At 59.6% G+C, this 23,387-nt stretch carries 17 protein-coding genes, 1 tRNA gene, 1 other RNA gene and 1 pseudogene; 11 read left to right on the forward strand and 9 right to left on the reverse strand.

The window, feature by feature from the left end; all coding sequences use genetic code 11:
- Positions 1-315 (forward strand): annotated as a pseudogene (locus WBG04_RS05125) (hypothetical protein); the annotation flags it as partial.
- Between the two features lie 260 nt (positions 316-575).
- On the opposite strand, the gene WBG04_RS05130 reads toward WBG04_RS05125, so the two are convergent.
- Positions 576-665: transfer RNA gene (locus WBG04_RS05130), tRNA-Ser, on the reverse strand.
- A 337-nt stretch (positions 666-1,002) separates the two neighbouring features.
- Here WBG04_RS05130 and dnaK point away from each other — a divergent pair.
- From dnaK to groL, 3 genes are all read left to right on the forward strand, one after another.
- Positions 1,003-2,931 carry a molecular chaperone DnaK gene (dnaK, locus tag WBG04_RS05135; protein WP_424313306.1) on the forward strand — a complete coding sequence of 643 codons (1,929 nt, stop codon included), beginning with the start codon at positions 1,003-1,005 and terminating at the stop codon, positions 2,929-2,931.
- A gap of 68 nt (positions 2,932-2,999) precedes the next feature.
- Positions 3,000-3,290: a co-chaperone GroES gene (locus tag WBG04_RS05140; RefSeq protein ID WP_424313307.1), complete on the forward strand. Its 291-nt coding sequence runs from the start codon at positions 3,000-3,002 to the stop codon at positions 3,288-3,290.
- Positions 3,291-3,330: 40 nt separating this feature from the next.
- Positions 3,331-4,986: a chaperonin GroEL gene (gene groL / locus WBG04_RS05145; protein WP_424313353.1), complete on the forward strand. Its 1,656-nt coding sequence runs from the start codon at positions 3,331-3,333 to the stop codon at positions 4,984-4,986.
- A 91-nt stretch (positions 4,987-5,077) separates the two neighbouring features.
- On the opposite strand, the gene WBG04_RS05150 is transcribed toward groL, so the two are convergent.
- The 4 genes from WBG04_RS05150 to WBG04_RS05165 all read right to left on the reverse strand — a co-directional run bounded on the left by WBG04_RS05150 (position 5,078) and on the right by WBG04_RS05165 (position 10,025).
- Positions 5,078-7,729: an endonuclease/exonuclease/phosphatase family protein gene (locus WBG04_RS05150; RefSeq protein ID WP_424313308.1), complete on the reverse strand. Its 2,652-nt coding sequence runs from the start codon at positions 7,727-7,729 to the stop codon at positions 5,078-5,080.
- Positions 7,730-7,785: 56 nt separating this feature from the next.
- Positions 7,786-8,916, reverse strand: coding sequence for an SAM-dependent methyltransferase (locus WBG04_RS05155; protein ID WP_424313309.1), 1,131 nt, complete (start codon positions 8,914-8,916; stop codon positions 7,786-7,788).
- A gap of 126 nt (positions 8,917-9,042) precedes the next feature.
- Positions 9,043-9,435: RNase P RNA component class A (gene rnpB, locus WBG04_RS05160), an RNA gene on the reverse strand.
- A gap of 50 nt (positions 9,436-9,485) precedes the next feature.
- Positions 9,486-10,025: a DUF456 domain-containing protein gene (locus WBG04_RS05165; protein ID WP_424313310.1), complete on the reverse strand. Its 540-nt coding sequence runs from the start codon at positions 10,023-10,025 to the stop codon at positions 9,486-9,488.
- Positions 10,026-10,151: 126 nt separating this feature from the next.
- Here WBG04_RS05165 and WBG04_RS05170 point away from each other — a divergent pair, with 126 nt between their 5' ends.
- Positions 10,152-10,805, forward strand: coding sequence for a DUF4230 domain-containing protein (locus WBG04_RS05170; RefSeq protein WP_424313311.1), 654 nt, complete (start codon positions 10,152-10,154; stop codon positions 10,803-10,805).
- 2 nt (positions 10,806-10,807) lie between these two features.
- Positions 10,808-11,164: a hypothetical protein gene (locus WBG04_RS05175; RefSeq protein WP_424313312.1), complete on the forward strand. Its 357-nt coding sequence runs from the start codon at positions 10,808-10,810 to the stop codon at positions 11,162-11,164.
- A 99-nt stretch (positions 11,165-11,263) separates the two neighbouring features.
- Here WBG04_RS05175 and WBG04_RS05180 read toward each other — a convergent pair whose 3' ends face one another.
- The 3 genes from WBG04_RS05180 to WBG04_RS05190 all read right to left on the reverse strand — a co-directional run bounded on the left by WBG04_RS05180 (position 11,264) and on the right by WBG04_RS05190 (position 14,659).
- Entirely contained in the window at positions 11,264-12,430 is a 1,167-nt protein-coding gene (locus WBG04_RS05180) for a pyridoxal phosphate-dependent aminotransferase (protein WP_424313313.1), read from the reverse strand.
- Positions 12,431-12,578: 148 nt separating this feature from the next.
- Positions 12,579-13,427, reverse strand: a complete 849-nt coding sequence (locus WBG04_RS05185) for a 50S ribosomal protein L11 methyltransferase (protein ID WP_424313314.1) — start codon at positions 13,425-13,427, stop codon at positions 12,579-12,581.
- Between the two features lie 68 nt (positions 13,428-13,495).
- A complete protein-coding gene (locus WBG04_RS05190) occupies positions 13,496-14,659 on the reverse strand; it encodes an adenosine deaminase (RefSeq protein ID WP_424313315.1) in 1,164 nt (387 codons plus the stop codon).
- 42 nt (positions 14,660-14,701) lie between these two features.
- Here WBG04_RS05190 and uraH point away from each other — a divergent pair, with 42 nt between their 5' ends.
- From uraH to xdhB, 5 genes are all read left to right on the forward strand, one after another.
- Positions 14,702-15,076, forward strand: coding sequence for a hydroxyisourate hydrolase (gene uraH / locus WBG04_RS05195; RefSeq protein ID WP_424313316.1), 375 nt, complete (start codon positions 14,702-14,704; stop codon positions 15,074-15,076).
- A 1-nt stretch (position 15,077) separates the two neighbouring features.
- Positions 15,078-16,301 (forward strand): M20 family metallo-hydrolase, encoded by a 1,224-nt coding sequence (locus WBG04_RS05200; RefSeq protein ID WP_424313317.1) that lies wholly within the window; start codon positions 15,078-15,080, stop codon positions 16,299-16,301.
- Between the two features lie 5 nt (positions 16,302-16,306).
- Positions 16,307-17,587: an allantoinase AllB gene (gene allB, locus WBG04_RS05205; protein WP_424313318.1), complete on the forward strand. Its 1,281-nt coding sequence runs from the start codon at positions 16,307-16,309 to the stop codon at positions 17,585-17,587.
- Between the two features lie 104 nt (positions 17,588-17,691).
- On the forward strand, positions 17,692-18,420 hold the full coding sequence (gene allE / locus WBG04_RS05210; protein ID WP_424313319.1) for a (S)-ureidoglycine aminohydrolase: 729 nt from the start codon (positions 17,692-17,694) through the stop codon (positions 18,418-18,420).
- A 172-nt stretch (positions 18,421-18,592) separates the two neighbouring features.
- On the forward strand, positions 18,593-22,177 hold the full coding sequence (gene xdhB, locus WBG04_RS05215) for a xanthine dehydrogenase molybdopterin binding subunit (RefSeq protein WP_424313320.1): 3,585 nt from the start codon (positions 18,593-18,595) through the stop codon (positions 22,175-22,177).
- Between the two features lie 150 nt (positions 22,178-22,327).
- Here xdhB and WBG04_RS05220 read toward each other — a convergent pair whose 3' ends face one another.
- A complete protein-coding gene (locus tag WBG04_RS05220) occupies positions 22,328-23,071 on the reverse strand; it encodes a prepilin-type N-terminal cleavage/methylation domain-containing protein (protein WP_424313321.1) in 744 nt (247 codons plus the stop codon).
- Positions 23,072-23,387: the final 316 nt, after the last annotated feature.

The raw sequence follows: 23,387 nt of genomic DNA on the forward strand, positions 1-23,387 counted from the left end.
CAACTCGCCCGCGAGAAAAGCCGGCCCGGAACAGCCGCGACGAGAGACCGAGTCCCCCGAGAAACCGCGCTGAGAGTTCTCAAAAAGGGCGGCCGCCTCGACTGGGCGACCTACCTTCGATGCCGCGTGCGCTATTTCACCGACGGCCTCGTCATCGGCAGCCGCGACTTTGTCGAACAGGCCTTTGCCGCCTGCCGAGATCATTTTTCAGCCACCCGCCGCCACGGTGCCCGACCGATGCGTGGAATCGAACTCGCACCCAAAGCCGAACGACTCTACGTCGCGAGGCAACTTCAGAAAGAAGTCGTGACTTAAGGAGCCTCGGCCTCTTCGGGCGGCATCATGCCCAAGGATCATGCCCGGTGGCTTGCCTCTCGAAGCCTCAACGAAACGCGACGAGAGGGTGGAATTGACAGCGCTGCGCACCGTCTATTCCAGTTTGCGGCCGTTGACCGGAATGAAATTCGGTCGTGAAACTCATAGTTGCTTTCAAACCCGTCTCACTTCGCTCGTCAGCGTTCTCGGCCCATTCCTGAAACGCCAAACCCCTGACCCCGCGTGCGGGATCAGGGGTTTGGCGGACAGGGTGGGATTCGAACCCACGGTGACATTGCTGCCACACACGCTTTCCAAGCGTGCTCATTCGACCACTCTGACACCTGTCCTTGGGTGGAGGCGCGGACCCTAGGGAAGCACCCCCAACCTTGGCAATGCGAATTTCGCGTAGAACCCAAGGAAATTCCCGAGGCTCCTCCCAGCCGTGCTTGAAACGGAAACCAAGCTGTCACTGCTGAGACAGGCTGTCCACATGAAGCGTGACAGCTTGTCCCAAACGACAGCTCAGGTGGTTCGACCCCAAGCTTGGGTTAAACTCTTTTATCTCTAATTATCAACGACTTGAATAACCTATAGATACTGGTGGCACACGCCCTGCGAAGTGATTTTCAGCAAATTGCGCCCAAAACTAACGCAACCCATCCAACCTCAACTACTCAAAGATTCATGTCCAAGATTCTCGGTATCGACCTCGGAACCACCAACTCCTGCATGGCTGTCATGGACGGCGGTGAACCAACGGTCCTCGAAAACTCTGAAGGTGCTCGCACCACTCCATCCGTCGTGGCTTTCACCAAGTCTGGCGAACGTCTCGTCGGTCAGGCCGCCAAACGCCAGGCCGTCACGAACCCGAAAAACACCATCTTCTCGGCGAAGCGCCTGATCGGTCGCAAGTTCTCGGAGCTTTCCGAGGCCGACAAGAAGATGCCTTACACCATCGTCGAAGCCTCAAATGGCGACGCCCACATCCAAGTGGAAGCCGGTGGTGAAACCAAAACTTACTCGCCGCAAGAGATCGCGGCCATGGTCCTCGGCAAGCTCAAGGCCGACGCTGAAGCCAAGCTCGGTGAAACCATCACCGATGCGGTGATCACCGTTCCTGCCTACTTCAACGACTCCCAGCGGAACGCCACCAAGGCTGCAGGCGAAATCGCCGGCCTCAACGTTCGCCGCATCATCAACGAACCGACCGCCGCAGCGCTCGCTTACGGCCTCGATAAGAAGTCGGACGAAAAAATCGCGGTTTACGACCTCGGTGGTGGTACTTTCGATATCTCCGTCCTCGAAATCGGTGACGGTGTCTTCGAAGTGCTCGCAACCGACGGTGACACTCAACTCGGTGGTGACGACTGGGACAACACGCTCATTCAGTGGATCGTCGATGAATTCAAAAAGGACCAAGGTGTCGATCTTTCCGGTCAACCCGATGCTCTTCAGCGGATCAAGGAAGAAGCCGAGAAAGCCAAGATCGCGCTTTCCTCGACCCAGTCCTACGACATCAGCCTTCCGTTCATCACAGCCGATCAGAACGGTCCGAAGCACATTCAGCTTTCGCTCAGCCGTTCGAAACTCGAGCAGCTGACCGATGGTCTTTTCGAACGCACCAAAAAGCCGGTCACCGACTGTCTCAAGGAAGCCGGTGTCAGCTCCTCGGAGATCAACGAGCTGGTGCTCGTGGGCGGCATGACCCGCATGCCCAAGGTGTTCGAAACCGCCAAGGCCCTCGCTGGCAAGGAACCTCACCGCGGAGTGAATCCGGACGAAGTGGTTGCCATCGGTGCCTCGATTCAAGGCGGCGTGCTGCAGGGCGACGTCAAGGACGTGCTTCTTCTCGACGTCACCCCGCTCAGCCTTTCGATCGAAACCGAAGGCTCACGTGCCACTCCGATGATCGAGCGTAACACCACGATCCCGGCCAAGAAATCGCAGATCTTCTCGACTGCTTCGGACAATCAGCCTGCCGTCGATATTCGCATCTGCCAGGGAGAGCGCCCGATGTTCAACGACAACAAGCTGCTCGGAAACTTCCGTCTCGACGGCATCTCTGCCGCACGCCGCGGTGAGCCACAAATCGAAGTGACCTTCGACATCGATGCGAACGGTATCCTCCACGTCTCTGCCAAGGACAAGCAGTCCGGCAAGGAACAAAAGATCTCCATCCAGGGATCGTCCGGCCTTTCCAAGGAGGAAATCGAGAAGGCCAGGCAGGAAGCTGAAGCCCATGCCGAGGAGGACAAGATCCGCGTCGAAGCCGTCGACACCAAGAACAAGGCCGAGCAGTTGGTCTTCCAGGTCGAGAAACAAATTTCCGAACTTCCAGCGGAAGCACCGGAAGAAATCAAGGCCGGCATCCAAGCCAAGGTCGACGCACTCAAGGAAGCTCTCAAGAGCGATAACCTCGAGCAGATCAAGACGGCGACCAGCACACTGGAAGCCGCTCTTCAGGACCTTGCACAAGCCGCGCAAGCGGCGGCAGGAGCCGCTGGCGCAAACGGCGGTGCCGCAACGCCCGACGGTGAGATGCCCGAAGACTCCGAGTCCGACGAGCCGAAGAAGGCCAAGGGCAAGGTCGTGGACGCTGAAGTCGTCGACTGAATACTTTCCGCCCCGCGTGAGCGGGGCGGCATTCCAACCAACAAACAACACAAATAGACAACAAACACATGGCTAACATCCAACCACTCGGTCAACGCGTTCTGGTGAAGCGTCTCGCTGCCGAAGCCCTTTCCGCTGGCGGCATCGCCCTCCCGGACACCGCGCAGGAGAAACCCCAGGAAGCAGAAGTCGTCAGCCTCGGCACCGGCGGCAAGGACGACGATGGCAAGACCATCGAGTTCGCCGTCAAGGTCGGTGACAAGGTGCTGATCTCCAAGTACGGCGGCACTGAAGTCAAAGTCGGCGGAGAAGAACTGCTCATCATGTCGGAGTCCGACATCCTCGGCATCGTTTCCTGAGAAACAACCCATCAAACATTCAATCAATACCATTTAAACTATCATGGCCAAACAACTCCAATTCGACGAAGCCGCTCGTCACGCCCTGCTTCGTGGCGTCGAGAAAATCGCTAAAGCCGTCAAGGCCACCTTGGGACCAGCCGGTCGCAACGTGATCCTCGACAAGAAGTTCGGTTCCCCAACCATCACCAAGGACGGTGTCTCGGTTGCCAAGGAAATCGAACTCGAAGATCCTTACGAAAACATGGGTGCCCAACTCGTTCGCGAAGTCTCCTCGAAGACTTCCGACATTGCTGGTGACGGAACGACGACAGCCACCGTACTTGCGGAAGCCATCTACAAGGAAGGTCTTCGCAACGTGACTGCCGGCGCCAACCCGATCTCGCTCCAGCGCGGCATCATGAAGGCGACCGAGTCGATCGTCGCCAAACTCGCCGAGATCTCCAAGCAGGTCAACGACACCAAGGAAATCGCCCAGGTTGCCACCGTTTCGGCCAACTGGGACGAAACCATCGGCACCATCATTGCCGAGGCCATGGACAAGGTCGGCAAGGACGGCACCATCACCGTGGAAGAAGCCAAGGGCATCGAAACCACGCTCGACGTCGTCGAAGGCATGCAGTTCGACAAGGGTTACCTCTCCCCATACTTCGTGACCGATGCGGAGACCATGGAAGCCAACCTCGACAACGCCTACCTGCTTATCCACGAGAAGAAGATCTCGAACCTGAAGGACATGCTTCCTCTGCTCGAGAAGGTCGCCAAAACGGGTCGTCCTCTCATCGTGATCGCAGAAGATGTGGAAGGTGAAGCTCTTGCCACCCTCGTGGTGAACAAGCTCCGCGGCATCCTCAACATCGCTGCCGTCAAGGCACCTGGATTCGGCGATCGTCGCAAGGCGATGCTCGAAGATCTCGCCATCCTTACCGGCGGCAAGGTCATCACCGAGGACCTCGGCATCAAGCTCGACTCCGTTGAGCTCGACGACCTCGGCGAAGCCAAGCGCGTCACCATCACCAAGGAAGCCACCACCCTCGTTGAAGGTGCCGGCACTTCCGAAGCGATCACCGGCCGCGTCAACCAGATCCGCCGTCAGATCGAAGAAACCACCAGCGATTACGACCGCGAGAAGCTCCAGGAGCGTCTTGCCAAGCTCGCAGGCGGTGTGGCCGTCATCAACGTCGGTGCTGCCACCGAAACCGAGATGAAGGAGAAGAAGGCACGCGTTGAAGACGCTCTTCACGCGACCCGCGCAGCAGTGGAAGAAGGCATCGTCCCAGGTGGTGGCACCGCGCTCATCCGTGCGCTGAAGCTTTCGCTAGACAGCAGCGATGCGGATCTTGCCTCGAATGACGACGAACGCACCGGCATGGGCATTGTTGCCAAAGCCGTCGAAGCTCCGCTTCGCCAGCTTGCCGCAAACGCCGGCCGCGAAGGCGCGCTTATCGTCGAGAAGGTGAAGAACAATCCTGACGGTTTCGGCTACAACGTCGCCACCGACACCTACGAAGACCTCATCGCTTCCGGTGTGGTTGACCCGACCAAGGTGACCCGTTCTGCCCTGCAGAACGCGGCCTCGATCTCCGGTCTGCTCCTCACCACCGAATGCATCATCACCGATCTTCCGGAGAAGGAAGAAGCCGGTCACGGCCATGACCACGGTGGTGGCATGGGCGGCATGGGCGGCATGATGTAATCAGCCGCGTGACAACGTCGAGTTGTCACATCCAATCACGAAGCCGGACGGGAAACCGTCCGGCTTTTTCGTGCCCGTTTCCAAGGCTCAGCTATTCTCCTGCCCTGACTCGGAAGAACGCCCGTGTCTCACCAGCTGGCAGTTCCACGGTGATATCGGCACCTTCTCCAAGATGGCTCGAAAGCGTTTCCCAGCCGACCAGATCATCACACCATTCCACCGTGTAGAGGATCCCCTCAGAGCCAGGAAATGAGAGCATTCCGCCATCAAAACTCGTCCTGAAGACTGAGGCCCTATCCAAGGGATCCGAACCAAAGGCCAACTCGAAGTCATCCGTCTGACCGTCATTGTCGTCATCACCATCCTCGTCATCAGCGAGTCCGTCACCGTCATAATCGGAAACGAAAGTCACCATCAGATCGTCGATCGCCAGACCTTGCGGTGGCAGGCCAGGAAGCATCAAAGTCTGTCCGGCATTCACCGCTCCAGGACTGTGGGAGCCGGAAATCTTCTGCCAGGTGAAGTCCAATGAAGATCCTCCCGTTCCCACCAGACCAATGGCGTTCGTTCCGGCTTGATCGTTCGTCCCTTGTGATACGCCGACATCCATCGAGGTCATCCCGCTGGCCGGGCCATCGACGGCCATGAAGCTGCCCTCGTAGGAAAGGAAACTCGTCGCCACCCCTTCGACGACCAAGGCAAAACCATCCGGACTCCCGTTTTGGATGCCGGAAATCAGCTTCGAATACACCCGATGACCCGAGCTGGTGGTAGTTCCTAGTGTGAAGCTGTCGAGACCGTGACGAGCGCCCTCCGCGCCATTGTTTCCGTTATAGAAAACCAACTCCACCCCTGAAAGCTCTCCTGTAAACCCGGGACCGACGACAATCTCCACGAACTCCCCGACATCGTCACTGAAGTTGTCATAGTGGAACTCGTTGATGAAAACATCCGCTGGCAGAACACCCGATCCGGCCCCGGGTGAAATCGTGAAACGCAGGGAAAAGTCTTCACCCGGTGCGATTGCCAGTTGATCGACACGAACCAACTTCGATTCCACATAGGAGGCCGGTCCGCTGGGCAAATCCATCCGGGCATCAAATGACAGTGGGCCGAGTGGTGTCACGACGCCCTCCACTACGAGGTCGACCGTAATTCGATCGGCGCTGCCATTCATTGCAGAACGCCATTGCTCGGCCTGATACCCGATCTCGAGAATGCCTAGAGGATCCTCGGACTGGTTGATGAAATTGACATTCGCCACCAGCTCCCCTCCATCCGCCAGATACCCAAGCGAATCATCGCCGCCAACACCGTAGGAACGAGCTCCGCCGACTCCCGAGCTGCCGTCATCGCTTCCTTGCCATCCCGAAGTATTGGATGTCCAAGGGGCCGGATCCTGATTTCCTGCAAAGCCGTCAAAGGTCTCACTGATCGTTTCACCCGCCGCGGTGAAAACGTAGGGCCCGTCGGCATCCAGCACATTGAAGCCGGTCATGGCGGAATCGTAACCTGAGGAAGAGGCCTCAAAGATCACACTCCGAGTTCCATCAACGAGATAGTTTCTTGAAGTGCTGATGGTCGTGCTGGCGCTGCTCCCACCGACCGGAATCGTCACGACAGCATCCACTGGGAATGCGACGCCTGGATTGTCCGATGAAAACGTGATCTCCACCGGGGAAGCTGCCGTTCCGGGTAGTGTTGCCGTCAACTGCACCGAGGAGGCGGGACTGCCTTCGACAATCGAAGCCGACGAAACCGCAAGGCTCAGATCCGAGAAATCCTGATCGAGTTCGAAATCCGCGAACACCGCATAGTGATCGGATGCGATCGAAGAACTGTTGTCATTCAGAGGCGCACCCGATTTGGGAAGTCCTGTCGAGTTCGAGTCATCAAGAGACGATCGATAAATTTCGGCACCATAGGGCCGACCCGCCAAAGCTGGCGACACCAGGAAAAGATCAAGCGTCTGACCGAATTCAAAAGTCGCGGCTGAACCATTCAACTGCCTGGGGTCGAGCAGTGTCGGCACCAGACCCGAGAAATAGGACAGCATGTTGCCCGAAAAGGTGACCGGAAATGTAATGTCTGATCCCAGGACAAAGGTGTTCGGCAATCCGGACGGAGCCGAGGTATAAGTCCGGTTCGCTCCCGATGGGTTGAAGTCCCCAAGGAGAATGAAATTGTCCGATGCCTCGACACCCGTTTCATTGAAATATTTCACCAGCCGCTGCATTTCGATGGCTTTCCGAAAGCGGTCAGCCGTTCCCGTGCCTGCCTTGATGTGAGCGGAGATCAGCAGCGGGTCCCGGGAAGTTCCCGGCACATCGACCACGACCACCGGGCAGTGCCTTGCGATCTCCTTCGCACCGGGCGGAGACATGATCGAATCGGTGAATGAGAACGGGTAGCGCGACAGAAAGACGACACGGAGGCTCGAATCGAAGTTTCCTGAGTTCGACCCAATGAACCGATGAGGCAGACCGAGCTGGTTTCCCAGAGCCGCCACATCGCCCTCATTCCAGTCGGAGGTATGGACTTCCTGAAGTGCCACCACGTCGGCATCGATCCGTTCGAGAATCCTCGCGACACTGGTGAAATCCATCGAGCTTGGATTATCCAGAGCATAGTCCGGCCAACCGCTCGAATTGCGATGGGTCTCGATATTGAAGGTCACCACCCTCAAACCGACCGCTCCCAATGGGGCGGTCAGACCGAGCAAAATCGCCACAAGCCGCCACATGGCGGGACCGATACTCTGGAAAAGCAGACTCGTCGAATTTTCATTTCACCCTCGAATCACCAGAATCCTCCCGGTCCCTGCCCGCCGCCTTTCTCGGGCTGAGCTCCTCGCTTTCGCTCGAAGAACAAGGTGAATTCCTGCCGATTGTATGTCAGGTGGGTCACGGCGATCAATTTCAGCCAGCCGTTCACCGCCTGATCCAGCGCCGCCTTGAAGTGGTCATTGATCTCCACGTAGCTCTCGACGCCGGCGGTTTTCAGCGTGAAAACCACCAGACCTCCGGGCTTCAGGCTTTTCGAAAGCCGGATCACCTGCGCCAGCGCGACCCGGGTTTCGCCGTTCATGTCGCACAGCAGGGCATCGAAACTCGCACGCGACGACGGTTCGAATTCGGACACGTCGGCTTTGATGAAGTGTAGCCCCCGATGCTTGTCCAGTCGCTCATCCAATGGCGCTCGATCAATCGCCGTCACTTCGTAACCGCGCTCTAACAACTCTGAACTCATCCCGCCCGGACAGGCTCCGAGTTCAAGCCAGTGCCCCCCTTCTTCAGGGATCGGTCGATGAAGCGGCAGGTAGTGAAGTGCTTCCGCAATCTTGGCACCCGCCCGACTGATGGTGTGGTCGGCCTTCTGACTGATGAACTTCGTGCCGCCAGGATAGAATCCATTCGATGCCTGCGGGCTTTGAATTCCGCAGAACAAACCTTCTTTCCCTACCATGCAGAAGAGCGAGGGCTTCGTTGCATCTTGTTCTTCCACTGCGCGAAATCCCTTCGCCTCATCTCCGAAAATCTGCAAAGTGCGACCTCTCAGGTTCGCAGCCATCGCCTTGTAATAACCATCGCGCGCACTCGGATCGAGGATACCGATGAAGATCCCCTGCAGCCCCTTGTCGGCAAACTTGTCATGAAGGGTCTGGGCCGCCTTCTCGATGAAGCCTTCCATCTTCTGCGGGTTGCACGGCCAGGTGTGATCGAGGGGCAGATTCCAGCGGATGAAATGAGAGGCATCCGTGCCGTGCAGGCGCAAGGGGTTGCGGCATTGGATCAATGAGTATTCCTCACCCAGCGCCTTTACCTTCTTCGCCTCCAGGTCGCTGATGATCTCGTCCGTGAACGAAGCGAAGTGCTTCGAAATACGAATCAACCAAGGCGTTTCCGCACGAATCGGGGTGGGCTCACTCAAGACGGGCGGATTACCTAGCAAGGAGTGGAGATTTGCAATCCCCGACGGAGGCCACGCGCCCCAATCACCCCCTTTACCAAAAGACACCCACCCTCGGGAACTCCAAGTCCCCACTCCTTGGGAAAAAGCGGCCGCTCCCCTGTAAGCCGGATTCTGTTCCTCCCGCCTTTGCGGGATTCGACGATCATTTCTCTCCCCGCCGAAGCGGGAGCCCGCCGAAGCGAGCGGCGACTATTACCCGAGGGTTGGCGAGCGGGCAGCTCATCCTCTGTTCTGTCTTGCACCGCGCGGGGTTTACCGTGCCACCGTTGTTACCTTCGGCGCGGTGGGCTCTTACTCCACCATTTCAACCTTACCTGATCCCTTGCGGGCCATCGGCGGTGTGTTTTCTGCTGCACTTTCCGTCCCGGAGCTTTGAAACCCCGGTCCCTCGCTTTCACGAGGCACGCTGCCCTATGGTGTCCGGACTTTCCTCGACCTCTTCCCGAAGGAAAAAGCAGCGATCGCCCGGGGAGCGGCGCGCGAAAGCTAGCCTGCGCTCGCCACGATGCAAGACCTCTCTCCACCGTTCACTGGATGAAAAACACGTCCGAGAAGAAGCAAACCACCATCACCACCCCGACCAGGATCTTCACCACCAGCCCGGCCATCGTTCCGACCGCTGATCCGACCCCGGACACCATCGCCGGTTTGTGCTCCTGCTTGGCAAACATCGCCTCGAAAGCATAGGCACCCAGCAAGGGTCCGAGAATCAACCCAAAGGGCATGAAAAACATCCCGACAATCCCCCCGACAATCGCCCCACCGGATCCCCACTTGGTGCCACCAAACCACTTGGATCCCGCCGCCCCACTCACGAACTCGAATGTCTGGGAAGCCACCAACAACAACCCGATCACTCCAACCGTCCACCAGGAGAGCCCGGACTCCGCACCCAACAGCCAGCGATAAGCCACCGCGCCCATCAGGATCATCAGGTGACCCGGAATTACGGGCACCACACAGCCTGCCAAACCGACCACAAAGAGACAGATCGTCATCAGCCAGACACCTCCGGCGCCGACTTCATCCCATCCACCCCAACCGCCGATCGCTTCCCACATCGCCATTCGATTAACCCGAAATCCCGCCCTTTGCAGGTATAAAAGCCGCGCCTGTTCCCAATTCTGCCGCGTTCCAAGTTTGGACCGGAAATCCAATCGCATCCTCAAGGCAGCATGATAGGTTCACTGCCCATGGCCCATCATCAGGAAGTTTGGAAGACGGTTCGCTGGATCACCCTGCTGGCAGCAATCGTCATCATCGGCTACTTCGCCGTGAGACTCGTCGACCAGAGCGTCAAGGGCACCACCTCCGGCATCAGCGACGGCCTCGACAAGGTCCTGAGCGCTCTCACCAACTCCAATACCAGAATCGTCGAAGGACGTGCCGAAATCGTCGAACAAAATGAGATTAGCGAACTCTCACTGCTCGAACTCAAGATGTCGGCGACGCGCAGCTTCGAGAACGAGAGCTACGTGCTCAAATACCTCCCCGCCGGCACCAAGCAGCTCATCGCCCGTGGCGACTACCGGGTCACGGCGGGCTACAAGCTGAAACCGGGCGTCTCACTTGCCGTCGAAAACGGCGTGCCGGTCGCCCGCTTTCCCGAAGCCCAGATCCTCGGTGTCGAACTCATCGACTTCACCATCCTCAGTGAAAAAGACGGCTGGGCCAATGACATCACCGCTGCCGACCGCGCGACCCTGCTGCGCGAACTCCGCCAGCAAATGCGACAGGAAGCGGAAAGAAGCGGCGTGCTTGAAGTGGTCGACGCCGCCCTGCGCACCCGCATGAAGGATCTCATCGGCAGCGAACAAGTCCGCATCGAACACGAAGAACAACCCTGATCATGTTCGACGACATCTTCCACCAAGCGAGGTATAACGACATCAGCCAGCGTCAGTCCGACCTGAAAGGCGACACCACCAGCCTCGGCTACGAGATCAAACAACTGCGCCGTCTCGTCACCAAAATGGCCCTCGCCAATCAGGCCCTCTACGAACTCCTTCAGACCGAGACCGGCATCAGCGACGAAGCCCTGCGACGCAAGATCCGGGAAATCGACAAACGCGATGGGGCCGAGGACGGCAAGATCGTCGCCAGCCCCCTTCACTGCCCCAAGTGCCGAAACATGGTCACCGCAGGAGCACTCAAATGCCCGAACTGTCAGGCAACCATTGCCCCGAAGTATCCCTTCGAGCCCTGAGAGAAGCGAAGGCAGCCTGCTCGCCGTAGCTTCATGCGAAGAGCCATAAAAAAGCCCGGCACCCTCTCGGGAACCGGGCTTTTCAAAATCAATGGCAACTCAATGCTCGCGGCAGAATTGCTCAAAGCGCGTCAGACCTTCGTTCAGCACATCAAGCGTCGTGCAGTAGCTGAGACGAATCCCTTCATCGTATCCGAACGCAATGCCCGGAACGGCCGCCACCTTGTAGCGTGACAGCAGCTTGTCGCAGAGATTCTGGGACTTGATGCCGAGCTGGCCGGTGTAGACAAAGAAATAAAACGCACCTTTCGGCTCGACCACCCGCACGTTGTGGATCGCCTGCAGACGGGCCATCATGAACTGACGGCGGGTATCGTACTCAGCGCGCAAGTCACCGAGGAAAGCCTGGTCTCCCTGCAGCGCGGCGATACCGGCATACTGACAGAAGGAGGTGGCATTCGAAACCGTGTGACTCTGGATCTTGTCGATCGCCTCGGCAATCGCCGGAGGAGCTGCCGTGTATCCAAGACGCCAGCCGGTCATCGAGTAGGCCTTCGAGAAGCCATTGACGGTGATCGTCAGGTCGTAGAGCTCCTTGCTGAGCGAAGCGATCGAGACATGCTTCGCCTCGCCGTAGACGAGCTTTTCATAGATCTCATCGGAAAGGATCACGATGTCCTCGTAAAGCGCCACCTCACCGATCGCACGAAGCTCTTCCTCGGTATAAACGGCACCCGTCGGATTGGAAGGTGAGTTGAGAACCACCATCTTCGTCGCAGGCGTCATCGCTTCTTCGAACTGCTCAGGAGTCATTTTCCAGCCGTTCGATTCCTTGGTCTCGACAATCACCGGCTTGCCACCAGCGAGACGCACCATTTCCGGATAACTCACCCAGTAGGGAGATGGGATGATCACTTCGTCACCTTCCTCCACCATCGCGAGGATGGCATTGAAGCAGGCCATCTTGGCACCCGCCGTCACGCAGATTTGCTTGGCATCATACTCGAGATCGTTGTCAGCCATCAACTTGGCGGAAAGGGCGTTGCGAAGCTCGGGAATGCCGGCGGCAGGCGTGTATTTGGTGCGGCCTTCCTGGATGGCGACGATGCCGGCGGCCTTGATGTGATCCGGAGTATCGATGTCCGGTTCGCCGCCAGCCAGACCGTAGACTTCTTCGCCACGAGCGATCATGGCTTTGGCCTGATTGGTGACGGCGAGCGTGAGGGAAGGATTAACTTCGGCGATGCGAGATGAAATGGAGTCCATGAGAGAGCGTGATGTTTGAAATCGCCTGAAGCAGCGACAGTCCATGTTTGTCACCCCTCCCAGCGAAACGGGCCGCTTTTCTGCACCTCGCCCGCCATCGGCGCAAGTGAAATAGGCGCTTTGAAGGGCTGGGCGGAAATATCCTCACTCAATCGACCAAATCCTTCATCCAGCCACCCTTCGCGGTGACCCATTTCCCCTTCTTCACCACCGTTGGAAATCCAAATCCACTGCGGGCGCCCGCCTCGAAAACATCCCAAGCCTGAGTGGCTAGAATTCCCGACAAAATCAGGTCACCACCCGGTTTCAAGAGCTTGGCAATCACCGGAAATGCCTGAACCAGAACGGTTGAGAAGATGTTCGCCATCACCACATCGTACTTCTTTCCAGGCTTCCATTTCAGCACATCCAGCTCCTTGATCTCCACCCCTGACACCCCGCTCCGCGCGCAGTTCCGCTCGGCCACCGTGACGGCGAAGGGGTCGTAGTCGCAGGCAAAGATCGGGTCGGCACCCAGCTTTCCCGCCGCAATCGCCAGCAATCCCGTGCCACAGCCCAAGTCCGCACAGCTCCAGCCGCCCTCGCGCTCTCTCGCGGCGTCCACCAGCAAGCGCAGACAGGTCGAAGTTGTGGCATGATCCCCGGTGCCGAAAGCCATTTCCGGCGGAATACTCAGCACTTCCCTCCCGGGATACTGCTTCTCCAAGGCCTTCAAGGCCTTCGGCCGACCCTCCTGGGTCACCACGAATCGATCCCGGATCTTCAGCGGCGGCGGTACGGGGGCCGGCTTCATCCAATCCGTGCTCTTGAGCTGCTTCACCCGCCCGCCAAACCTTTCGACGATCGCCTCGGCATCCTTCTGCTTCTCACAAAAAACCTCCACCCGGAGCGTCTTGCCGCCCTTGAGCACATGGATCACCAGATTCGAATTCCCGCGGAAACGCTCTTCCCACGCATCGAGCCACTTGGACGCCGACAATTTTTCCCAAACCCACATGGCCGCATTTCCACACAGGCCCCCCGGCTTTCGCCATCAAAAAGTGCGAATGGTCCCTTCGGATGGCATCACTCCCGCCCCTGTTCCGCGAACGACTTCGCCGTCAGCTCCGCAAACAGCACCGCAAAGCCTGGCAAGATGCGCCGATGGATCAGGTCCACCCGCTCGGCATAGTGACCGAAACTGCTCTTCGCCGCATTCACGGTCATCTTCTGCAAGTCCGAAAGGGTCATGTCAAAGGCATCCACGGCGATCTCGAGTTCCTTCGACATTTCCGTGTCACTCATCAGGCGGTCGTCCGTATTCAAAAACACCCGGAAACCCGCCCGGAAGAATTTCGGGAAAGGATGATCCTCCACCGTCTTGCATGCGCCCGTGTGCACATTGCTCAACAAACACATTTCCAAAGGAACCCGGCGATCGAGAATGAACTGCGCGAGCTCACCCAGCTTCATCGTTCCATCGTTATTGAAGGTAATGTCATCTAGCAAGCGCGTCCCGTGACCAAGTCGGTGCGCCCCGCAGTACTGCAATGCCTGCCAGATCGACTCCGGCCCAAAGGCCTCGCCCGCGTGAATCGTGATCTTGAAATTGGCGCGACTGATTGCCTGAAACGCCGACAGATGGCGTTTCGGCGGATGGCCGTCCTCACCCCCCGCGAGGTCGAAACCCACCACTCCCTGATCCCGCCAACGAATCGCCAGCTCCGCGGCTTCCAGCGAGTCCGAACGATCCCGCATCGCGCAAATGATCAAACCCCAGGTCACCCCAAACGCCTTCCGCCCGCGCTCCAGTCCGGAGATCACGGTTTCCACAACCTCATCCTGGCTCAGGCCAGCCTGAGTATGGAAGACCGGCGCAAAACGCACCTCGGTATGAATCACCCCATCGTTGAACATGTCTTCGATGTACTCATACGCCACCCGCTCAAGACCCTCCTTCGTCTGCATCACCGCGATCGTGTGCGCAAAGCCCTCGAGGTATTCCAAAAGATTACCCCGCTGCGCCCCTCGATGAAACCACTTCGCCAACTCCCCGGGGTCTTCCGTCGGCAGCCCGGCATACTTCACTTCCCGAGAAAGCTCGATCACCGTCGATGGCCTCAATCCGCCATCCAAATGCTCATGCAGGAGCACTTTGGGCAGGCGCAGAAAATCCAGTTTCTCCACCAACTCACGTCCCGAGGGCAGACGCACTTCCGGCAGACTCGCTCGATACTGTTTTCCGATCATCCCCCATCATAGCAGATCGCATCCCATCCGGCTCCAATTTTCTTGCTGGACGCCCTCTTGCTCCGCGGCACCCATTCTGCTGAAATGCCGCTTATGGAGAAAATCACCACCCACGTCCTCGATACCGCCTCGGGCAAACCCGCTGTCGGGGTGAGGATCCGCCTGTTCCATGATGATTCCCCCCTCGCGGACTTCACCACCAATCACGACGGGCGCTGTGACTCTCCTCTCATTACCAATCCCGCCGCAGGACGCTACCAGCTCGTTTTTTCCGTCGGCGAATACTTCCGCGCCCAAGGAGTCGACTCACCCTTCCTCGACGAGGTTCCCATCCATTTCACCGTCAGTCCGGATCAGAGCTACCACATCCCGCTACTCTGCAGCCCCTGGTCCTACTCCACCTATCGTGGTAGCTGAGATGTCACCCGCCATCCAGAACGCCCTCACCCGGCTCGAGACCCTCGGCGCGATCTCCGACCAGCCCGATCATCTCGAGCGCACCTTCCTTTCACCCGCAAACCGGCGCGCCGCCGACCAGCTCCTCACTTGGATGCAAGAACTCGGCATGGCCACCTGCCACACCCGCGATGGCAGTATCCGCGGCATCTTTCCCGGCGAAGATCCTGAAGCACCGCCCCTCCTCATCGGCTCCCATTTCGACACCGTCATCAACGCCGGCAAATACGATGGCTCCCTCGGACTCATCTCCGCCCTTGCCGCTCTCGAAACCCTGCGCGCCGAAAACATCACCCTCCCCTTCCCCGTCCACGTGCTCGGTTTCTCCGACGAAGAAGGCATGCGTTTTCAATCCACCTACCTCGGCAGCCGCTGCATGACCGGTACCCTCGATGAGGCCACTCTCGGATTCACCGATGCGAAAGGTTGCTCCGTGGCTGAAGCCATCGACCGTGAAGGCTGGAGCGACCACTGCGAATGCGTCCAATACCTGCCGGGCCTCACCCGCGGCTACATCGAGCTCCACATCGAGCAGGGACGCATCCTCGAAGACGCCAACGAGCCCGCCTGCATCGTCTCCGGCATCGCGGGCCAGTCGCGGCTGTTCGTCACCATCGAAGGCCGTGCCGACCATGCCGGCACCACCCCCATGGACCTCCGCCGCGACGCCCTAACAGGCGCTGCCGAATGCATCCTCGAGGTCGAATCCATGGCCCGCGACGAAGCCGATCTCATCGCCACCGTTGGCAAGATCGACATCCGGCCAGGTGCCTCCAACTCCATTCCCCAAGCCGCCGCTTTCACCATCGACTTCCGCCATCCTGAGGATCCAAAACGCCACGCACTCCTTCAGCAACTCGAGGAAACATGCCGGGCCATCACCGAAAAACGTGAGCTCACCATCGATTGGAAGATCGTCCAGGAAAACGACGCCGTGCCCTGCGACTCCGAGCTCACCGAGCGACTCCTCGATGCCTTGGAAGCGACCACCCACACCCGCCGCATCATGCCAAGCGGCGCCGGTCACGATGGCGTCGCGATCTCCCGCGTCGCCCCGATCGGCATGATCTTCGTCCGCTGCCGCGATGGCCTTTCCCATCACCCCGACGAGTTCGCCACCCCGCAGGACATCGCCACCGGCATCGAAGTCCTCACCCGCTTCCTCCGTTCCCACGCCGCCACCTGATCTCCATGCACGACCTCTTCCTCCATGGCACCAACTCCAAAGGCCAACCCCACACCCTCGCCATCACCGACGGCCTCGTCAGCGACTTCGCCGAAAACATCACCGGCACCGCCCGCGAGGAAGTCGACCTCGGCGACGCCATGATCCTTCCCGGCTGGATCGATGCCCACGTCCACTTCAACGAACCCGGCCGCGCCGATTGGGAAGGCCTCCATACCGGCTCACTCGCCTTCGCCGTCGGTGGCGGCACCACCTTCATCGACATGCCGCTGAACTCGTCCCCACCGGTCACCACCGCCGAGGACTTCCTCAAAAAGCGCCGCATCGCCGAAGAAAAATCCCACCTCGACTTCGCCCTCTGGGGCGGCCTCACCCCCGACTCCATTCCCCATCTAACAGCCATGGCCGCCGAAGGTGCCATCGGCTTCAAGGCCTTCATGTGCCACTCCGGCCTCGACGAATTCCCCCACGCCGATGCCGACACCCTCCGCGCCGGCATGAGCATCGCCGCCGACCTCCAACTCCCCGTCGCCGTCCACGCCGAAATCGCACGCGACCTCCCCGTCCGCGGCACCGACATGGCCGCTTGGCTCACCTCACGACCCATCTCCTTCGAACTGGAAGCCATCACCCTCGCCATCGGTCTTGCTGCCGAAACCGGATGCGCCCTGCACATCGTCCACGTCACCTGCCCCGAAGGCATCGACCTCGTCACCGAAGCCAAATCGCGCGGCATCGACGTCACCGTCGAAACCTGCCCACACTACCTCCTTCTAACAGACACCGACGCCATCCGCATCGGAGCTGCCGCGAAGTGCGCTCCACCGCTCCGTCCTGCCTCCACGGTCGAAGCCCTCTGGCAACGTCTCCGCGACGGCTTCATCGACACCATCGGCTCCGACCATTCCCCCGCCCCACCCGAAATGAAGACCGGCGACGACCTCTTCAAAATCTGGGGCGGCATCGCCGGCATCCAGCATGGCTTCCCCCTCCTCCTCGATCGCTCCCTCGACCTCCTCCCCCAAACCAGCATCAACCCCGCCAAGCGCTTCCGCCTCCCCGGAAAAGGCCAGCTCGGCCCCGGCTACGACGCCGACTTCACCATCGTCAAAAAAGCACCCCACCCCATCACCGCCGACCAACTCCTCACCCGCCACCCCATCTCCCCCTACCTCGGTCAAACCCCCACCCACCAAATCCAAACCACCTACCTCCGCGGCCAGAAAGTCACCCCAAGCACCAAAGCCCATTTCATCAGACCCAAAACCAATACGGACCAAAATTAATAATACAAAAACATAATCCCTGCCTTTCATCCAATCCATCCCATCCATCCTGGTCCAAAATTTCCCCCATTGAGCCCCTCCAAAAACCACCTACCCTTCACCCAATGCACACCCGCACCGTCCTCGCCGACCGCCACGCCCTCATCGCCCCCGATGGCCACGTCCCCTCCGCCTTCCCCGGATGGGAAAACGCCACCGGCTTCGTCATCCTCTCCCCCGCGATGGGTGCCGACCTCTCCCAAATCCTCATCACGTTCGAATCCAATGAAGGGTCTGCCACTTTCCCTGCTGACGAACACGAACACGCCCTCTACATCGAAACCGGCAGCGCCACCATCGACATCGAAGACGGCGAATCCATCGCGCTCGCCACCACCGGCTTCATCTTCATCCCACCCTACACCGCCTTCACCCTCCACGGCGATGAAAGCACCCGCGTCACCCTTTTCCGCAAAGTCTACGAGCCTGACCCCAATCTCGGACTCCCCCCACTCATCCACGGTCTCGCCTCGGATGTCCCCGACGAACCCTTCCTCGGCCACGAACGCGCCCGCCTCCAAACGCTGCTCCCCATCGATCCACGCTACGACCTCGCGATCAACATCTTCACCTACCAACCCGGCGCCACCCTCCCCTTCGTCGAAACCCACATCATGGAACACGGACTGCTAATGCTCAGCGGCCAGGGCATCTACCGACTCGAAAACGCCTACTACCCCGTCGAAGCCGGCGACGCCATCTGGATGGCCCCCTACTGCCCCCAATGGTTCGCCGCCATCGGCGACACCCCCGCCTCCTACCTCTACTACAAAAACGTCCACCGCCTCCCGTGATTCATAAAACCAAAACGAGAACCACGGAATACACAGAATACACGGATTCCAAAGCAATGCAGAATTGTCTCCAAGGGGGCTATCACGAGAATTCATATCCCACTCAAAATCTGTGTCCATCAGCGTTCATCTGCGGTTAAATTCTTACTCTTAGCATACCATCTAACAAACTTTGCCAACCTCCATCTCCATCAACCGCAAGGAAGTCGACGTCTCCTCCGCCCCGCTCCACCAAAGCATCCTCGACTTCCTCCGCCAAAGCGGTCGCACCGGCTCAAAAGTCGGCTGCAACGAAGGCGACTGCGGAGCCTGCACCATCCTCCTGTTAGAACCCGAAGGCCCACCCCGCGCCATCAACGGCTGCCTCGCCCTCGTCCACTCCCTCGTCGGCCGCGAAATCATCACCGCCGAAGGCCTCGCTGATCACTCTTCCCTCCATCCCGCCCAGCAATCCATGGTCGATTGCCAGGGCTCCCAATGCGGCTACTGCACCCCCGGCATCATCTGCTCCATGGCCGAAGCCCAAGCCCGCGGCGTCACGGCAGACCCTTCCGCCGTCGCCGACCAACTCTGCGGAAACCTCTGCCGCTGCACCGGCTACCGCCCCATCCGCGACGCCGCCGCCGCCCTCTCTCAAAGTCCCACGCTAGCCAGCTCTTCACTGCTCACTGCTCACTGCTCACTCGGCACTTCTTCCTACTCCACCCCCACCACCATATCCGAAGCCCTCAAACTAAAGTCCGCCAACCCCGGAATAAACTTCATCGCCGGCGCCACCGAACTCGCCGTCCTCATCAACAAACGCCACCTCCGCCCCACCGCTCTCATCTCCCTCGAGCACATTCCCGAGCTCAAGCAGATCGAAAAAACCGACACCCACTGGCACCTCGGCGCCGCCACCGCCCTCACCGACATCGAAGCCGCCCTCGCTGGCGAGATTCCCGCCCTCGATCACCTGCTGCGGCTCTTCGCCTCGCGCCAGATCCGCCACCGCGCCACCATCGGCGGCAACCTCGTCACCGCCTCACCCATCGGCGACACCGCCCCGCTCCTCCTCGCCCTCGACGCCACCCTCACCCTCGAGTCGCCCGACGGAAAGCGCAGCGTCCTGTTAGAAAACTTCTTCACCGGCTACCGCAAAACCCTCCTCGCCGAGAACGAACTCCTCACCACCATCTCCATCCCGAGAAATCTCCCCGGCCGCACCGAGTTCTACAAAGTCTCCAAGCGCCGCGAGATGGACATCTCCACCGTCTCCGCCGCCATCCGCCTCGTCACCGATGAAGCCGGCCTCATCACCACCGCCCGCCTCGCCTACGGCGGCGTCGCCGCCACCCCCGCCCGCGCCTCCAAGACCGAACAAGCCCTCATCGGCCTCCCCAGCGCCGAAGCTTCCTCCGAGAAAATCCTCACCCTTCTCAGCAGCGAGTTCACCCCGCTCACCGACGTCCGCGCCACCGCCGAGCACCGCCAGCAACTCATTCCCTCTCTCTTCAGAAAGTATCTCGCCGGCTTCAGCGACTCCATCCCACGACCCACCGTCTCTGCCGATTCCCAGGACACCCCCCACCACGAATCCGCTATCGCCCACGTCACCGGCAGCGCCCTTTACACCCACGACATCGCCCTCAAACGCAAAGCCCTCGCCGTCTGGCCCGTCCTCTCCACCACCGCCCGCGCCACCGATCTCAGCATCGATACCTCCCGCGCCATCTCATCCCCCGGCGTCCACTGCATTCTAACAGCCGCCGACATCCCCGGCTCTAACAACACCGGCCCCGCCCGACACGACGAACCGCTCTTCGCCGAAAACGAAATCCACTACCACGGCCAACTCCTCGCCGCCGTCATCGCCGACACCGAAGAACAAGCCCGGCTCGCCGCCGAGCTCCTCGACATCCAGTTCACCAAACAAGCCCCCCTCCTCGGCATCGAAAACGCCATTGCCGCCGAGTCATTCCACACCGACCCCCATTTTCTCCAGCGCGGTGAAATCGACAGCGCTCTAACAGAATCACCACAAGTCCTCGAAGGCACCTTCCACATCGGCGGACAGGAGCAATTCTACCTCGAAACCCACGCCGCCCTCGCCGAACCCGATGGCGAAGGCGGGCTCCACATCACCTCCTCCACCCAGCACCCCAGCGAAACCCAGACCATCGTCGCCGAAGTCCTCGGCTGGCCGCGCCATCGCATCGTCGTCGAGTGCCCCCGCATGGGCGGCGGCTTCGGAGGAAAAGAAACCCAAGCCAACCCCTGGGCCGCCCTTTGCGCCATCGCCGCTCTCAAAACCGACAAACCCGTCGGCCTCCAACTCGACCGCGACCACGACATCTCCACCAGCGGCAAACGCCATCCCTTCTTCGCCAAATTCCGCATCGGCTACCACCCCGATGGCCAACTCCACGCCGCCGACATCCAGCTCTACTCCGACGGCGGCTGGTCCCTCGATCTCTCCCAACCCGTCAACGACCGCGCCCTCTTCCACCTCGACAACGCCTACTACATCCCCCACGTCCGCTTCCGTGGCCAGGTCTGCAAAACCAACGTCACCTCCCACACCGCCTTCCGCGGCTTCGGCGGCCCCCAGGGCATGCTCGTCATCGAGGAAATCATCGGCCGCATCGCCGCCAAACTCGGCCTCCCGCCCGAAGAAGTCCGCCGGCGCAACTTCTACCACGGCAGCGGCGAAACCAACACCACCCACTACGGCGAAGAAGTCGAAGACAACCGCCTCGCCCGCATCTGGGACGAACTACTAGAAACATCGGACTTCGCCGCCCGAAAAAAATCCATCGCCGCATGGAACCGCGCCAACCCGCACCAGCAACGCGGCATCGCCATCACCCCGGTCAAGTTCGGCATCAGCTTCACCCTCAAGCACTACAACCAGGCCGGCGCCCTCGTCCTCATCTACGCCGACGGCTCCATCCAGGTAAACCACGGCGGCACCGAAATGGGCCAGGGCCTCCATACCAAAATCCTCTCCGTCGCCATGCGCGAACTCGGCCTGCCCGCCGAGCGCATCCGGCTGATGCACACCCGCACCGACAAGGTCCCAAACACCTCCGCCACCGCCGCAAGCTCCGGCTCCGACCTCAACGGCATGGCCGTCGCCGATGCCTGCGCCCAACTCCGCAGCCGCCTCAATCCCCTCGCCGCCACCATCCTCGGCTGCACCGAGAGCGACATCACCTACGCCTACGGCCACGTCCACGGCGGAGGAAAAACCATCCCCTTCGAGGAACTCATCGCCAAAGCCTACACCGAGCGCATCCAGCTTTCCGCCGCCGGTTTCTACAAAACGCCCGACCTCCAATGGGACTGGTCGCAGCCCAACCCCAAAGGCAAACCCTTCCACTACTTCGCCTTCGGTGCCGCCGTCAGCGAAGTCGAACTCGACACCTTCACCGGCATGCACCACCTCCGCCGCGTCGACATCCTCCACGACGTCGGAAACTCGCTCGCCCCCGCCATCGATCGCGGCCAGATCGAAGGCGGCTTCGTCCAAGGCGCCGGCTGGCTGACCAGCGAAGAACTCATGTGGAATGACGACGGCGTCCTCCTCACCCACAGCGCCTCCACCTACGCCATCCCCACCATCTCCGACGCCCCCCTCGACTTCCGCGTCAATCTTCTAACAGACGCTGCCCAGCGCAGCACCATCCACGGCTCCAAAGCCGTCGGCGAACCCCCGCTCATGCTCGCCATCTCCGTCCGCGAAGCCCTCCGCGCCGCCGGAAAATTCACCCCTTAGCCTCAAGCCGCAGCAAACCACCGGCGGTACTTCCTTTCCCCGCGCTCACTGAGCAGGGAGTGAGGCGGAAAGTGATCGAGACCAATAGTTCAGCCGGAAGAGCAACCAAAAAGCTGGAGATCCAAACCGACCCGAACGGGGCTTCAAAGCTCAACGCCTGCCGTTCGTTCCCGTCCAGAACGAGTTTTTCTTGCCGCCGCGCTTGTCGAACCTTGCCATGTCCTCCTTGGTAATTTCGCCGACATGACCATCGTAGTAAGCGACTTGTGCCTTGTTGCCATGACGGTATGCCATCATCGGCGCATTGACCTTGCCTTCGACACCCTTCCAGTTGCTACGGCCGCTGTACTGAACAAGCCAGTTCACCGCGGTCACAAACGCAGCGGTCTGGGACGGTGAGGTCAACTCGGTCATCCGGTAGGAAGAATTAGCACCTGGCCCGCTCGAAGTGTAATCATCCTTCGAAATCATGCCGTAGCTTGCTTTGAGCGTATCATAACCGCTGGCCTTGGCCTTGTAAGCGATGGGATCAAGGTGCTTTGGGCTCACCCGGCTCTCCTGCCTGTTGCCGTCGGTCGGCTGATTCACCCCGACATAAAGATCGAGGAAATCGGAGTTCCGGTCCCACAGACCTCCTGTCTTCCCCTCCTCGTTTCTGGTAAAGCATGCAACGAAACGCCCGTTGTTGTCGCTCGCATAGAGGCCATTCGCCAGCTGAAGCTTACGAAGATTATCAGCGGAAATAGCCCGGTCAGCGGACGCTCTCATTCGGGATGTCCCGATAAAAACAAAGGCGGCGAGAACAATGACGATGACGATCGTGACCATGAGCTCGACCAGGGTAAAGCCGGACATGGAAGTCGTAGATGGGGTCTTGTTTAAATTGGGTTTCATGGGAACTTCAGCGTTGGTGTAGTAGGTTCGGACGGTAAAGAAAGGATTCTTAGCAAAGGCAAGAAGATCCCTCGATTTAGACGAAAATCAACAAAACCTTCCTAGTGCGACCTATCGGTTGCCGTCGGGGTGCCCTGTTTCTTCCGGTCGTTGGGGGCAGTTCCCGCAAATATTGCGAATACCGACCCTCAAGCGTCACGTTAAGGTGGATGAGCTCATTCTGTCTTGTCACGGGAATTCACTACAACGAATGATGGAGATTGGAGACGAGCAGCGCCTGACCCAAAAGAAGTGGCCAAAGGTGACGATTGGGGGG

Source organism: Haloferula sp., assembly GCF_049672945.1.
Lineage (GTDB): Bacteria > Verrucomicrobiota > Verrucomicrobiia > Verrucomicrobiales > Akkermansiaceae > Haloferula.